The sequence below is a fragment of the Paenibacillus ferrarius genome, assembly GCF_002027705.1.
Lineage (GTDB): Bacteria > Bacillota > Bacilli > Paenibacillales > NBRC-103111 > Paenibacillus_E > Paenibacillus_E ferrarius.
On record NZ_MBTG01000045.1, the window covers coordinates 123,133 to 137,968 of the forward strand.

The window sequence follows — 14,836 nt, forward strand, 5'->3', positions numbered from 1 at the left end:
CTAGTGTTGGGGACTTTGAGTCTAGCTCAAAGTCTCCTCTTTTTGTAATAAACATTTAAAAGCTCTATTCGAATAGTGTCTTTGCAGCGTTGGAGGCAAGATCCACTAAACTAACTGTCAGCTGGCTGCCGGTATCCATTTTCTTCAGTGTAATTTCGCCGCGTTCCAGCTCATCATCACCAAGAATTGCGACATAGGTCGCTTGGAAACGGTCTGCCGATTTCATCTGTGCCTTCATTTTGCGTCCTTGGTAGTCCTTCTCCGCTTTGAGTCCTTGAACCCTCAGCTGGTGAAGCAGCTTCGTAACTTCTTTCTCGGCTGCCGCGCCTAACCCAATCAAGTAAACGTCCAGCGGTTCCGGCTTCGGAATCTCCACGCCTTGTGCTTGCAGCACGAGCAGAATACGCTCTAGCCCAAGCCCTAAGCCGACACCTGGCTGATCGTTGCCATGGCCGCCGATTTGCTCAACTAAGCCGTTGTAGCGCCCGCCTCCGCCAATCGTATCAATCGCGCCAATTCCGGCTGCTTTGTACTCAAAAGCGGTATGCGTATAGTAGTCCAGTCCGCGCACCAGACGAGGATTGATGCGGTATGGAATCTCCATCGCCGTCAAATGCTCTTTCACTTGCTCGAAGTGGGTTAAGCATTCTTCATCCAAGAAATCCAAAATGCTCGGCGCGCCTTCCGTCAACTTTTGATCAACTTTGCAATCCAAAATGCGCATCGGATTCTTATCAAAACGAGACTGACAATCTTTGCACAACTGATCTTTCACGGGAGCAAAAAATTGCTGAAGCTTCTCGCGATAAGTCGTTCTCACCGCAGGCGTACCGACCGAGTTAATTTCGACGGTTACTTCTTTGAGTCCTATTTCTTTATAAAAAGTATAACCCAGTGCAATGACTTCAGCATCAATGCTTGGATCAACAGAGCCGAAGGCTTCAATTCCGAACTGGTGGAACTGGCGGTATCTGCCCGCTTGCGGCTGCTCATAACGGAACATCGGACCTACATAATACAGCTTCGTAAGGTCTGGAATCCCATAAAGCTTATTCTCAACATAAGCTCTAACGACTCCCGCCGTCCCCTCGGGACGAAGCGTCATGCTGCGGTTCCCTTTATCGAGGAAGGTGTACATTTCTTTTCCGACAATATCCGTGGTTTCTCCGACGCCTCTAATATACAAATCGGTATCCTCGAATATGGGGGAACGGATTTCTTTGTAATTAAAACGTTGGCACAAATCTCGTGCTTTATTCTCTAAGTACTGCCACTTCTCCACCTCACCGGGAAGAAGATCTTGGGTGCCTTTCGGCTTTTGGATGCTCATGTGGTTCAACCTCCCTTTATCGATCGTCATGGCTAAAATGCAAAAAATCCCCCACCCCCGACTTACGTCAGGGACGAGAGATTTGATTAACAAATTCACCCGTGGTACCACCCACATTCAGGACGCTGCACTCGCTGCCATAGCAAACGAAGCAGATCTCTGCTCTTTACGGTTAACGCCCGCTATACGCACAACTGCTACTACGCTGGTCGACCTAGATCGTCTGGCGGTTCCCAATTGGTCCTCGGGGAGGTCTTTTCGTTCGCTCATCATAGGAAGCTTGCAGCCTAGGCTTCCTTCTCTGCTTATGTGGGTGCGACTTACTTTGTCCCTTCAACGGATCACTAAAGTATCGAATTACATTATTGTTTATTGTAATCATTGCCAGAAGTAAAGTCAAGGGATACAAGTCTAAACTCCCAGCGGCAACACTATATTAGTTAATGAGAGTCTGCCCACTTCTGCAACTCATCCATAACAGGCTTGAGCCCTTTGCCTCGCGGTGTCAACTCGTATTCAATCCGAACCGGTGTTTCCGGGTACACATGACGGATAATGATCTCTGCGGCCTCAAGCTCCTTGAACCTCTCCGAAAGCATGCGATCACTCATACTCGGAATGAGTACTGATATATCTTTAAAGCGCTTTGGTCCGGAAAGCAAGACATGAACGATTAATCCTGTCCACCGCTTACCCAGAAGTTCAAATGCATTCTCGAATTTCGGGCACAGTTGATAGTCTTCCATATAAATCATCTCCTCAGAGTTTTCGCAAGAAAACTTGCATCGTAAGCTTATGCTTAACAATTTTATCATAGTCGCTTGACAAAAGTAAGTGCTTCGTAATAATATACTAACATAAAGTAAGTTGTTAAACAAAATATATTTAAAGAGGAGTTGTTAGTAATGGCGTTAGGTCTTCTTATTATTCGCTTAGTTCTAGGGTTAACATTCGCTGCACATGGTACACAGAAAGTATTTGGTTGGTTTGGGGGCTATGGTCCAAAAGGGACTGGCGGCTTCTTCGAATCAATCGGAATCAAGCCTGGCGTGCTTATGGCCGTTCTTGCTGGTTTGGCTGAAATAGGCGGCGGGTTGCTTTTTGCTGCTGGGCTTTGGACGACACTCGGAGCTATCCTGATCGTTCTCACAATGTTGGTTGCCATTTTCAAAGTTCACGGCAAAAACGGGTTTTGGGTTACTTCCAATGGCATTGAATACAACTTGATTCTGATAGCCATCGCAGTTGGTGTCGCTTTGATTGGCGCGGGCGATTATTCTATCGATGCTTTGATGTAACATATTTGTGCGACTAAAAAGAACCGTCGGGGATTTTCCCGACGGTTCTTTTTGCGTGTTTATCATCTGTCCAAAAGAAAATAGCCTGCAGCACATCGGCTGCAGGCCTCAAATTTATATTTTAAAGGGGGTCGTCTATAAGTATATCCCTTGATCATTAAAGAAAGATGAAAATAATATTACAATTGCATGACAGTGATTTTGCAGCATTTTCATACAATTTTCATCCCCTCCCCCCCGTATATTCAGAGGATTATTCACATATACATGTACAACAAGGCAAATGGCCTTGAATTTATCTTCAGGAGGCTGTAACAATGACAAAACAAAACGAGTTTCAAGAGGAACGGCAAGACCTAGTGGTGCTCTTCTCTGAAGAATCCGAAACCGAAGCAGAAGCTGAAGACGAAGTAGCCGAAGAAGCAGCCGAAGAAGAGGCCATTGAAGAATCGGATGAGGCTGTAGAAGCAGAAGAAGACGCGGCGGATGAGGAGGAAGCTGAAGCCGAGGAGGATGCCCAGGCTGATAGCGAAGAGGAAGCAGATGCTGAGGACTCAGCGGATGAAGAAGCATCGGCGGAATCGGAAGAGGATACTTCAGAAGCTGACTGACATATGTAAGCGCAATCACAGAAACCTCATCCTAATACAAAGTTAGAGCCTTACCGCCAGATCAACCGGCAGTAAGGCTCTTATTTTATCTATGGTTTGCCTGTAAGCCCAATCTTCAAATCTTTAATCATTAAAAACGTATCGCCATTGGTTAATTTTTGCTTGTCCGCGATAAGCTTCAATGTTGCGTCTGTTAACAACTTACCCTCGATTAACTTAGCTTGCGCTTCATTCGGTGAAGCTGCTATTCCTAACGCTTGGGTTATGGTATAGCTGGCCTGCTCCAAAGATAGCGGCAGTTTATCTGCGTTTTCCAGCTTATCTATCGCCTTCGCCGCATCTCCCTTATAAGCTTCCGGCTTCATCTTCTTCGCTCCGCTCACAAGATTCACCATGCGTTTCGGATTCGCTGCAGCATCCAGCTGGAAATTGTTGTTATATGCCCCTGAAGCTAGACCAAGCATCAGCGCGGACTTCAAGCCTTCATATGCCTTATGCTCCATAAATGGCTGCGGCTTGAGCGTGCTTGCCGGCAATTCCATTCCCTGTTTGGTCAACTGTGCCTGCAGCTTGCCAATTACATCCTTGGATGCTGCTAATTGACGAAACGATAGCTTCTCTTGCTTAGCAAACATCGCTGCAGCTCCAGCTGCTTCACCTTCAGCCATACCGGTCGGCATGACTCGCGCACTGCCATGCGGCAAAGTATCGTAGCTGGCAGCTCGTCCTACAACAAGCAAGCCGTCGACTTTCAGCGGCACGATGCTGCGGAAAGGAATGGCATATTGCTTCGGCTTACACACAACGTTGCCGTTATCTGTCGGAGAGGTTCGTTGAATATCTACAGCATAGGAACCGAAGCCAATGCGATCCCATTGGTCATTGTTCGTACACACATCAACGATATTCAAGCGATATTCACCCTGCATATGACGGGTTTCCCTTACGTAAAGCTCGGGTGCGGAAGCATCCAGCTCCAAGCTTGCGAACTCGGGGAACGTCTTCTGCATATAAGCTACGACATTAGGCAATTCTTTTTTGCCAATCTCAAAAGCTTCTTCTACAGATTTCGGATCAAAAGTATCTACGCCAAAGATTTGCAAGGAATTAATAAGTACCGTGTTATCATTCTGCCTGCCCATATTGAGACCGCGCATTTTGGCTCTCTCTTTGTTAAGCGGCGGATAGCTGCTCATTTCACCGTATCCAAATACGCTTACTTCATTGACACCAGTGTCAGGATTGTCATCGCCATTTAACCTTTTGGCCATCAGACTCCAAACTTCCGGGGTTACATTTTTGAGACGAAACGCCAGGGTAACCGCCATTTTAGACTTTGGATCCCCGATATCCTCACGCCCCATTGTAAAAGGGACACCTGCCGCCGCTGCAAAATCTCCATCTTGCGTCGCATCGATCACAGACGAGGCTTTGACAACTTGAGTTGTACCATTGTCGAGCGTAATTGTAGCTCCTTGCACGGCGTTTTTGCTATCCGTTAGAAGGGGTTCAACCTTTTTCGTTTTTAGCAAAAGATCAATATTTTTTTCATTTTTAACTAAGTTATAGAAAGCGTTAGCTGCCGTGTTGACATCAAAGGAATCCCCTTCGATTTTGGCATACCATTCAGAGAAAATACCTTTGTTGAATACATCGTCTTTGCCTAGCAGCGTTTTATTTGGGGAATAGTTCATATCAAGTGAGTTAATCCATCCTAAAGTCATAAGCCCGCCCAGTATTTCGCGATTCCGCCCATCAACCAGCAGGGTTGACAAACCATTACGCGCTGCTGAAACTGCCGCCGCAACACCCTCTGGATCGGTCCCCACGACAATCACATCGTACGCTTCTTTCGCCTTCTTCACAGACTTCACTTCTTCAAGCCCTTGCTTGGCTACATTACGCAGGGTTTCTGCTTTGTGCTTGTATTGATAATACAAGGACCCCGCTGCCGCTAACACCGCAAGTACAATCAAGGTTGCCATCAACCAAATCCAACCCTTGGATGTGGACGTATTACGATTCGAATTTGCCATTAAAACAAAAGCACCCGCCTTATCTCCTGCTTCTCGTGCTGCTTATCCAACGTTGTGTCCAATAAGCTCCCTTGCGCAGTGAAATTATTTGCTGCCTAAACATCACTTGTTAGTTTACCACAATTTGCAGGTGTAGAGAAATTCTGTGCCTGCACAAATAAAGCTCCGCCATACGATATGATCCGCATGCGAAGCCTTATGGTTACCGATATGATTTTTTGGGAATGCTCTTCATCTTTTCTTGCTCAGATGTAAATTCAGCGCTGATTTCCACATCAGCAAGCGCTGGAGCTTGGCTCATTCGTTCAGCCAGAGTTGTATGAAGCAATTGCTGATCGGGTGCCGTCATCGCTTTGTGTTTAATGGATTGTCGCATCTGGATGCTCCTAACTGCAAGATTATACAGCTTCAGTATGCCCATCCAGCCTGCTAATTATCCTATTGCAACTTAAGGCGCAAGGTCTATTTACTGTCTATAACCAGCGTCACAGGTCCCCAATTCGTAAAAGAAACGTCCATCATTTCTCCAAAGGCTCCGGTCTCGACATGCAAGCCCTGAGCTCTGAGCAGCTCATTGAATTGGTCATACAGCGGCTGCGCTTGCTCAGGTCTGGCTGCCGACATGAAGTTAGGCCGCTTCCCCTTGCGGCAATCCCCATACAAGGTAAATTGCGATACGGATAAAATTTGTCCGCCTGTCTCTACGACAGAAAGGTTCATTTTCCCCGATTCATCTTCGAAAATACGCAGCCCGGCAATTTTATCAGCCAAATACTTGGCATCTTGCTCCGTATCTTCATGCGTAATGCCAACCAGCAGCATCAAGCCATGCTCGATTCGACCGATGGATGTATGGTTAACTGTAACTTCAGCACGTTTGCAACGTTGAACTACCACTCTCATTGCCTGTAAAACCCCTTAGCCTCGCTAATTATCTTTAACTTTGCATGATCCGCTGCACGGAATAAACATCTTTGACACGCTTGATTTTCTCAACGACTGACTGCAAATGATCGATATTTTTGATCAAAATGGTCATATGAACCGTCGCCATCTTATTCTTGTCCGAACGCCCGGAAACGGCGGAGATCATCGTTTTGCTTTCGGAAACAGCTTGCAGCACTTCATTCAGGAAAGCGCGGCGATCATGCCCTGTGATTTCGATTTCCACGTTGAAATTGGATTCAACAGCTTCGGCCCAATCCACTTCAATCACGCGCTCCTCTTCCCCACTGCTGGAAGGAATGTTCGTGCAATCGGAACGGTGAACCGACACGCCGCGGCCTCTTGTGATGTATCCGATGATCAAGTCGCCTGGCACCGGATTGCAGCAGCGGGCAAATCGGACAAGCAGATTGTCTACGCCTTTGACGCGTACGCCATTCGTAGGGCGTCCCTTGCGCTCATTTTCTTTGGATTTTACTTCCTTAACCTCGCTGGTAAGCTGAAGCACTTGCGCTTCTTCGGCTTCCTTGCGCAGCTTCTCCGTTAACTTCGTACAAATCTGAGCCGCCGTAATCCCGCCAAAGCCAACAGCAGACAGCATATCTTCGATATCGTTAAAATTAAATTTCCTTGCGGCTTCGAGCATCTTATCGTCACTCATAAGTGTCGGAGGATCGATGGCTAGACGCTTGAGCTCACGCTCAATCATATCTTTCCCTTTTTCTACATTCTCTTCGCGTTTCTCTTTCTTGAACCACTGCTTGATTTTGCTTCGCGCATGGGAGGATTGCGCAATTTTCACCCAGTCCTGACTTGGTCCGTAAGAGTGCTTGGAGGTCAAGATTTCAATAATATCTCCCGTTTTGAGCTTATGGTCCAGAGGAACGATGCGCGAATTGACTTTGGCTCCGATTGTCCGATTGCCAACCTCAGTATGAATGCGATAAGCAAAGTCCAAAGGCACGGACCCGGCAGGAAGTTCAATGACTTCCCCCTTCGGAGTAAATACGAAAACAAGATCGGAGAAGAAATCCATTTTCATGGATTCCATAAACTCAGAAGCATCATTCGTTTCATGCTGCAGCTCCAAAATTTCACGGAACCAGCCCATTTTATCTCCAAACGTGCCTGAAGGTACGACCGATCCGCCCTCCTTGTAAGCCCAGTGAGCTGCGATACCGAACTCTGACGTTCTGTGCATCTCCCACGTCCGAATTTGGACCTCCAGCGGCTCTCCTTTGGGCCCAATCACCGTCGTATGCAAGGACTGATACATATTCGGTTTAGGCATTGCGATATAGTCCTTGAAGCGCCCTGGCATCGGCTTCCACAGGGTATGAATAATCCCCAAAGAGGCATAGCAATCTTTAATACCGTCAACAATGACACGAAGCGCCATGAGATCATAAATCTCATTAAACTGCTTGCCGCGAGAACTCATTTTTTTGTAAATACTATACAAATGCTTAGGTCTTCCGGAAATATCCCCCTGAATCCCCATCTCATCTAATTTCTCTTTGATGCTGTGAATAACATCCTCAATATACTGTTCGCGTTCGGTTCGCTTCTTCTGCATCAGATTAACGATCCGGTAATATTGCTGCGGATTCAAATAACGGAGGGCGATGTCCTCCATTTCCCACTTGATGGTAGAAATACCAAGCCGGTGGGCGATTGGACAGAAAATCTCCAGCGTTTCTTCCGCAATACGCCGCTGACTCTCCTCAGACTGATACTTGAGCGTGCGCATATTGTGCAGACGATCCGCCAGCTTGATCAGAATGACACGAATGTCCTGTGCCATAGCCACGAACATTTTGCGATAGTTCTCATTCTGCTGCTCTTCCTTGGATTTGAACTTAATGCGTTCCAGCTTCGTTAAGCCATCCACCAGCATCGCACAGGTTTTCCCGAATTTATCTAAAACAGTTTCCAGCGAAACTGTTGTATCTTCAACGACATCGTGCAGAAGCGCCGCAATGATAGATGTAACATCCATCTGCATATTCACCAATATATCTGCAACAGCGAGTGGATGCAGAATATAGGGCTCCCCCGATTTGCGTACTTGGCCATGATGGGCTTCATCCGCGAATTCATAGGCCTCCCGAATCCTCTGCAAATCATTCTCTTTCAGATAGGTGGCGGCCTTCTCAAGAAGCTGCTCTATACCCATGCATCTACCCATTCCCTTTAATCGATTTTTATTCATTATGCCTGCAAGGCAGGCTCCACGTCAACTATTCACTGTATCACTTTCGACATAAAGCATCATTTTCTCTCTATCCGTTAAAAGTATGCTTGAAATATTAGGAAAACACCTCAGGATAGCGGGTGCCATCCTGAGGTGCTTCTGTCCTTATTAGTATTGAACTAAGGAAACAACATCAATTCCGTCAAACTTGCTTCTGCCGTCCAAATAAGACAGCTCAATCAAGAAGGCAGCCCCGACAATTTCCCCGCCAAGCTGCTTAATCAAATCAATAGACGTTTGAATCGTACCGCCAGTGGCAAGCAGGTCATCGGCAATCAGCACCTTTTGCCCTGGTTTAATCGCATCGGTGTGCATAGCTAATTTATCTTTGCCATATTCAAGCGCGTAATCAGCCTCAATGGTTTCAGCAGGCAATTTACCGCTTTTGCGAATTGGGATAAAACCTACGCCAAGCGCATAAGCAAGCGGAGCACCAATCACAAAGCCGCGTGCTTCCGGACCTGCGATCACATCAATTTCTTTTTCTTGGATTAAAGCCTTCAACTGATCAATGGCTTCTTTGTAAACAGGTCCATTTTGCAGCAAAGTCGTAATGTCCTTAAAACGAATACCTGGTTGTGGATAGTCCGGGATAACGCGAATGTACTCTTTGAAATTCATATGATTTCCTCCAATAAGTGGTTTTCTTTTTTTATTTGTTCAGCCATCCATTGCTCCAATTCTTTGGCCGACGAATACATGATAATGGATTCAACTTCCTGACGGTGCAATCTATGTTGATACAAGCGGGATGCCGTAAGATCTTTTTTGGCTGGCGAAGCCTGAAGCTTAACGAATGTACCTTGTCGTTCAATAAAGTCCAGTTCTTCAAATACGGATATTATAAATTGAATCATGGCTGGCGAAAGTCCGGATCGCTTGCTGAATGAAGACATCAATCGCACGTCTTGAACGTTAAGCGAGCCTTCTTTCTGCAAGGTGCCGTACAGCATTTTAAACATGTCGCGAGACGGCAGCGTGCTGCCGCTATCAGGCCCTAGCTCGGTAAAAACAGGGTAGCAGCGCATCATGCCGACAGCTTGATGCAGCACGCTCTGCAAGCTGACTACACTGCGAGGGATCGTATACAGAATGATATCCTGCATATCACCAAAGCTCAGCTGCCCGGCCGCCTCATTGCCTGGCCGCAGATTCCCTGTATCTTGAACGATCCAATAAGGTACGGCATCTCCGAGCTGAAACGCCGTTGACGTGAATCCAACAGCATCCGCTTCATCGAAGAGCACAATCGCAGGCATGAACGCATTCCTGCTGTTCCCAGAAGCTAAATTGCTCTCAAGAGTGCTTAGCTTCGCGCTCAGCTGGCCAGCTCCTCGCCAATCGAAGAGCTGCATATGCGTAATCCGTAGATCCTGCATAACAATTTGCGGCTTTCGGACACCGTTCCATTCGTTGATGGAAAGCTCTCCGAGCACATCCACTTTGGCGGCAGGTGCAATCAGAGAAGCAAGATTGCCCTTGCCAAAACCAACAGCCTCAACCGAGCAGCTCACTTCTTCTTTCGCCTGCGAAAGAGCTAATTTAAGATGCTGCTTCTCTTTGCCCATGGTCCGTATTTCGCCAAGCTGCAAATCGGTAAACATGAACTTAGGGGCTGGATTGCCCATACCAAATGGAGCGAGCTTCTCCAGTTGTTCAATGCTGGCGATTGGAACATCAGGCAAGCTGCACACGGCATCCACCTTCAGCAGCGGTATGTAGTCCTGTTCGGTTAATACTTCGGCCGCAAGATGATTCAGCTTCTGCGTGAAGGCATCCAGATGCACCTTGTTTAGGCTCATGCCTGCCGCAGCCTGATGCCCTCCGTAATGGTCAAGCCATTCTTCGCAAGCTGTCAACGCTTTGTGCAGGTCAAATCCGGCAATCGAACGAGCAGAGCCCTTCGCGATCCCCGTCTGAGGGTCAATACTTAAGACCAGCGTCGGCCGATAAAATTTCTCTACGATCTTGGATGCCACAATCCCCACGACGCCAACATTCCACTGCTCCTTGGCAACAACAATAACTTTGTCTAGGCCCTTGGCTTGTTGTTCCTCGGCTAACACGAAGGCTTCTTTCACCATATCTTCTACGATAAGTTGACGTTCCTTATTCAATATATCCAGTTCATAGGCAATTTGCTCTGCCTCTTGCTCATCCGTTGTTGTCAGCAGCTTAACCGCAATATCCGCTGCTTCCAAGCGACCGCTGGCATTAATTCTCGGCGCTAGCGAGAAGCCGATATGGGAAGCTGTCACTTCTTTATTATCAATGCCGGATACACCAATTAAAGCACGAAACCCGGCATATGCAGAATCTTGCATGCGCTGCAGCCCCATCTTCACAATGAGGCGATTCTCCCCGGTAAGAGGCATTAAGTCAGCTACAGTACCCAGTGCCGCAAATTCCAGCAGCTCTTCCGGCAATCGCCCCAGAAGAGCGTGGGCTAACTTGAAGGCCACCCCCACACCTGCAAGGTGTTTATACGGATACGGGCATCCAGGCTTCTTCGGGTTAATTACAGCTAAGGCTTGAGGCAATATCTCAGGCGGCTCATGGTGATCCGTTACAATAACATCTAATCCTAGTTCCTGGCAATAAGCGATTTCTTGAACTGCGCTAATCCCCGTATCCACCGTGATCAATAGAGCTACACCGTGCTCCTTGGCATGATCCATTGCAGCACGGTTCAGCCCATAGCCTTCACGAATACGATGTGGGATATACGTGTCAAACCGCGCCCCCATGCCTTGCAGCAAGTGGGCCATCAAGGATGTGCTGCTGACGCCATCGGCATCATAATCTCCATATACCCGAATCAATTCATTGTTCTTAATCGCTGTCCGAATACGTTCCACAGCTGGAAGCATATCGTCCAACAAATACGGATCAAGAAAGTAGTCGACTCCACCATGCATAAACTGTTCGGCATCCGCTACTGTGCGGATATCTCGAAGTACAAGCAATCTGGCGACAAGCGGGTCAACCTGCAGCTCACTCTCCAATGTTTGGACGAGCCCTTCATCCGCATTACCAATTGTCCATCTTGCTTTGGGTGCTAGCACTTGGTGGTCCTCCTTCGTATTTCTTAATGGATCACAGAAGGAAAATCCTGTTGTTCTGTATCCACGTCATGTTTGTATGGAAAACCGGCATCGTAGGGAGCCACATGAACATACACATCCGAAACATGTTGAAATCGTTTCATCAGCTGTTGCTTGACCTTTTTGGACAGCTCATGCCCTTCCCATACGGATGCTCTTGGGTTCACACTGATTTTGATGTCAACTACGACGTAGTGACCTTGCTCTCGAGCTTTCAAATCATCAACGGTAATAACACCTTTCATGACTTGCACAGCAGCAATAAGGTCCGCAGCATCTTCCTGCTGCAGGACATGATCATTGTTGTTATGTAACGTATCTTTCATGAACTTAATCCCGCTTCGCAGCACCAAGACAGATACCACTAAGGCCGCTAATGGATCCATGTAATAAAGAAACGAGAGACCCTTAAAGTGACCCATTTGAGCAGATGCCATACCAATAAGAGCTACAATAGAAGAGTATATATCGAAACGATGCCCTCTTGCATTGGTAATAATTCCCTGATCATGGAGACGCTTCCCCAACTTGTATGTATATTGATGGAAAATTTCTTTCACTACGAGAGATACGGCGATTGCCGCAAACGCGTAAATCCTTGGCGCATGTTCTACACCAGCCCACAAGGATTTCATCGCTGACAGCCCCATCTCTACCCCAAGAACCAGCATAATCAGTGAAAGCAGGATCGTAGAGACAGGCAATTTCTTGCCTTCACTCTTAGAGAAAGCTTCATCAGGCAGCATCGCTTGTGTTTGAATGTTCATGAAGATAGCAATGGATCTGACTGCATCCGATGTCGAACGTGCCGCGTCAGCGAGCAAAGCTGAGCTTTGCGCCGCAAAGCCTACGATACCTTTGAGACACGCAAGAGCAATATTGCCTGCAATACCGAGCCCTACAGCGAGTTTTGTCTTTCGAAAACGCTCGTCATTCACGTTGCCACTCCCCCTGAACGGATACAAAGGCCGCGCAACATACACGCGGCCGGTTATTATGGTTATTACGCTGCAGCTTTCTTTTTAGAACTACGCAAAGATTTTCTTTTGAGCAGGTACCAAAGTGCACAAGCAATGAAGATCGAGGAGTAAGCTCCGCTCGTTAAACCGATTAATTTCGCTAGTGCGAAAAGCTTGATGGATTCGCTGCCGAAGATATACAAGGCTCCCGCAGCTATCAATACAACGAGTACCGTATTAATATTCCGCGCCATCGTTTGCCAGATACTATCGTTGACCAACGCGATCAGATCTTCATCAGTTTTCAGCTTAGCAAATCTTAAATTTTCACGGATACGGTCAAAGATAACGATTTTATCATTAATCGAGTAACCGATCGTGGTCAAGACTGCCGCCAGAAACGGCAAGTTTACTTCCAATCTGAAAATCGCAAACATGGCGATAACCATAAAAGCATCATGAAGAATGGCAATAATCGCCGCAATGGCAAAACGCCATTCAAAGCGGATACTCACATACAAACAAATTAATACGCTGGAAATAGCAACCGCATAGACCGCTTTAAGCAGCAATTCCTTCGCTAGTTGAGGATCTACCGTATTGATTTCCTTGGATACTTCCGCGCTATAGGCCGTTGCAAATGCCTTTTGGATCTTGTTTACGGTATCGTCATTCAATACATCGTCGAATCGAATCGAAACACGGTCACTGTTATTGCCGCCAATCGTTGGATCCGCAAAGTTTGATTTGAGGTCACCGCTGGATGTGAGTGTATGCAAAATCTCCTCAACTTTAGCTTTGTCCAATTGCTTTCCTACCACGAGGTCAATATTCGTTCCTGCTTTGAAATCGACACCGAAGTTCATGCCGGAGAAAAGCATTACCGCCAGACCGATGACAAGAAGCGCCACGGAAATGATGAAAAATTTGTTGCGATTTTTGACAAAATCAAATCTTTGTTTAGAGCCCACGAATGTCTGCCTCCTTCACACCAAAATAACTTGGCTTTTTCAGCAAGTTGCCTCGTATGATAAGATGCAGCAGCCATCTGGAGAACAAGACGTTCGTTAAGATACTGATAATAATACTCATCATCGTAATAACTGCGAATCCACGAATTGCCCCGTTCCCTACATAATACAGAACAATTCCGGCAATTAAGTTTGTTACGTTAGCATCCATAATCGTACGGAAGGAATGCTTGGTTCCAGCTTTTAAGGAAGAAAGAATGCTCTTGCCCGCGCGAATTTCCTCACGGATTCTTTCGTATGTAATAATATTGGCGTCAACCGCCATCCCTGCTCCTAAGACGAGTGCCGCAATCCCCGGCAAGGTCAATGTTGCATTCATAAAGTCGAATATCGCAAGCAATACCCACACGTAAGTAATCAGCGTAAATGCAGCCACAAGCCCAGGTACACGATAGTACAGCACCATGAAAACGAAGATCAGAATCGAAGCAATCAACCCTGCTCTAGCTGTTTCGTGCAGTGAAGCTTTCCCTAATGTTGCATCCACACGTTGAATGTATTTCTCAGTTAACTTCAGCGGCATTGCGCCGAGGTTAATCATCTTCGCTACTTTCGTTGCGTCCGCTACATTGGTTTGTGTAATGATGGCGGAATCACTGTCAATTGGAAAATTAACAGATGCCGTAGATTGCACTTGATCATCCAAGAAAATGGACAACGTGCTGCCAACCAGCTTTGTTGTTACTTCCTTGAATTTCTCTCTGCTTTTCATTTTGATTTCTACAATCGGCTGTTTCGTATTCGGATCGTAGCTTAATTTGGCTGCGTTCTCGACGAAATCCGTCCCGTTCATATAAATCGTTCCATCCGGTCCTCTGAACGTCAGCACAGAAGGCTTGGACATCAGGGCTCTAACTTCTTCCTCGTTCTCCACACCGGCCAGACGTACACGGATCCGGTCTGATCCTTCCGGGTAAACCTCAGGCTCCGCTACACCGAGAGTGTCAGCCCGTTTAGCAAGGCTTTCTGCTGCTTGCGTAAGCGTTTCCTTTGTCAATGGTTGACCAGCTGACAATGGCTCGGCGGTATACAAGATTTCGAACCCGCCCTTTAAATCTAATCCAAGCTTGATTCGTTCTACCAAAGACGGACTTGTTACCCCGATTGCTCCGAGGACAATTATGACCGTAAGAAAAAAGAACGAAATTCTTTTCCAATCCAGCATCTCTTGCTTGCTCCCTTCGATACTCAATATGCCTATTATACTCAGGTCTGAAAATCGAGTCAATTTAAGTCGGTTTATATCCTTATCATGTCTCAATAACAGA

13 protein-coding genes are annotated in these 14,836 nt (G+C 46.7%); 2 read left to right on the forward strand and 11 right to left on the reverse strand.

Annotated features, from left to right (window positions below):
• Positions 1–64: 64 nt before the first annotated feature.
• Both hisS and BC351_RS32830 read right to left on the reverse strand, forming a co-directional pair.
• Positions 65–1,330: a histidine--tRNA ligase gene (hisS, locus tag BC351_RS32825; protein ID WP_079418999.1), complete on the reverse strand. Its 1,266-nt coding sequence runs from the start codon at positions 1,328–1,330 to the stop codon at positions 65–67.
• Between the two features lie 440 nt (positions 1,331–1,770).
• On the reverse strand, positions 1,771–2,076 hold the full coding sequence (locus BC351_RS32830) for a winged helix-turn-helix transcriptional regulator (RefSeq protein ID WP_079419001.1): 306 nt from the start codon (positions 2,074–2,076) through the stop codon (positions 1,771–1,773).
• 159 nt (positions 2,077–2,235) lie between these two features.
• On the opposite strand from BC351_RS32830, the gene BC351_RS32835 reads away from it, so the two are divergent.
• A complete protein-coding gene (locus BC351_RS32835; protein ID WP_079419003.1) occupies positions 2,236–2,628 on the forward strand; it encodes a DoxX family protein in 393 nt (130 codons plus the stop codon).
• Positions 2,629–2,945: 317 nt separating this feature from the next.
• Positions 2,946–3,239 carry a hypothetical protein gene (locus BC351_RS32840; RefSeq protein WP_079419005.1) on the forward strand — a complete coding sequence of 98 codons (294 nt, stop codon included), beginning with the start codon at positions 2,946–2,948 and terminating at the stop codon, positions 3,237–3,239.
• A gap of 89 nt (positions 3,240–3,328) precedes the next feature.
• Here the strand turns inward: BC351_RS32840 and BC351_RS32845 are convergent, their stop codons facing one another.
• The 9 genes from BC351_RS32845 to secD all read right to left on the reverse strand — a co-directional run bounded on the left by BC351_RS32845 (position 3,329) and on the right by secD (position 14,733).
• Entirely contained in the window at positions 3,329–5,275 is a 1,947-nt protein-coding gene (locus tag BC351_RS32845) for an FAD-dependent oxidoreductase (protein ID WP_079419006.1), read from the reverse strand.
• Positions 5,276–5,477: 202 nt separating this feature from the next.
• Positions 5,478–5,651, reverse strand: coding sequence for a hypothetical protein (locus BC351_RS42525; RefSeq protein WP_158082313.1), 174 nt, complete (start codon positions 5,649–5,651; stop codon positions 5,478–5,480).
• Positions 5,652–5,737: 86 nt separating this feature from the next.
• Positions 5,738–6,178, reverse strand: coding sequence for a D-aminoacyl-tRNA deacylase (gene dtd, locus BC351_RS32850; RefSeq protein ID WP_079419008.1), 441 nt, complete (start codon positions 6,176–6,178; stop codon positions 5,738–5,740).
• A gap of 34 nt (positions 6,179–6,212) precedes the next feature.
• Positions 6,213–8,396, reverse strand: a complete 2,184-nt coding sequence (locus BC351_RS32855) for a RelA/SpoT family protein (RefSeq protein ID WP_079419010.1) — start codon at positions 8,394–8,396, stop codon at positions 6,213–6,215.
• Between the two features lie 186 nt (positions 8,397–8,582).
• Positions 8,583–9,095, reverse strand: a complete 513-nt coding sequence (locus tag BC351_RS32860; RefSeq protein ID WP_079419012.1) for an adenine phosphoribosyltransferase — start codon at positions 9,093–9,095, stop codon at positions 8,583–8,585.
• Entirely contained in the window at positions 9,092–11,539 is a 2,448-nt protein-coding gene (recJ, locus tag BC351_RS32865) for a single-stranded-DNA-specific exonuclease RecJ (RefSeq protein WP_079419014.1), read from the reverse strand. Before recJ ends, BC351_RS32860 begins: the two co-directional genes overlap by 4 nt.
• Before the next feature lie 23 nt (positions 11,540–11,562).
• The gene (locus BC351_RS32870; RefSeq protein ID WP_079419016.1) at positions 11,563–12,516 is read right to left on the reverse strand and encodes a cation diffusion facilitator family transporter; all 954 of its coding nucleotides are present in this window, start codon (positions 12,514–12,516) and stop codon (positions 11,563–11,565) included.
• A gap of 65 nt (positions 12,517–12,581) precedes the next feature.
• Complete coding sequence (gene secF / locus BC351_RS32875) at positions 12,582–13,508, reverse strand: protein translocase subunit SecF (RefSeq protein ID WP_079419018.1); 927 nt, start codon at positions 13,506–13,508, stop codon at positions 12,582–12,584.
• A complete protein-coding gene (gene secD / locus BC351_RS32880; protein ID WP_341866037.1) occupies positions 13,498–14,733 on the reverse strand; it encodes a protein translocase subunit SecD in 1,236 nt (411 codons plus the stop codon). The genes secF and secD overlap by 11 nt, the downstream gene beginning before the upstream one ends.
• Positions 14,734–14,836 lie beyond the last annotated feature (103 nt).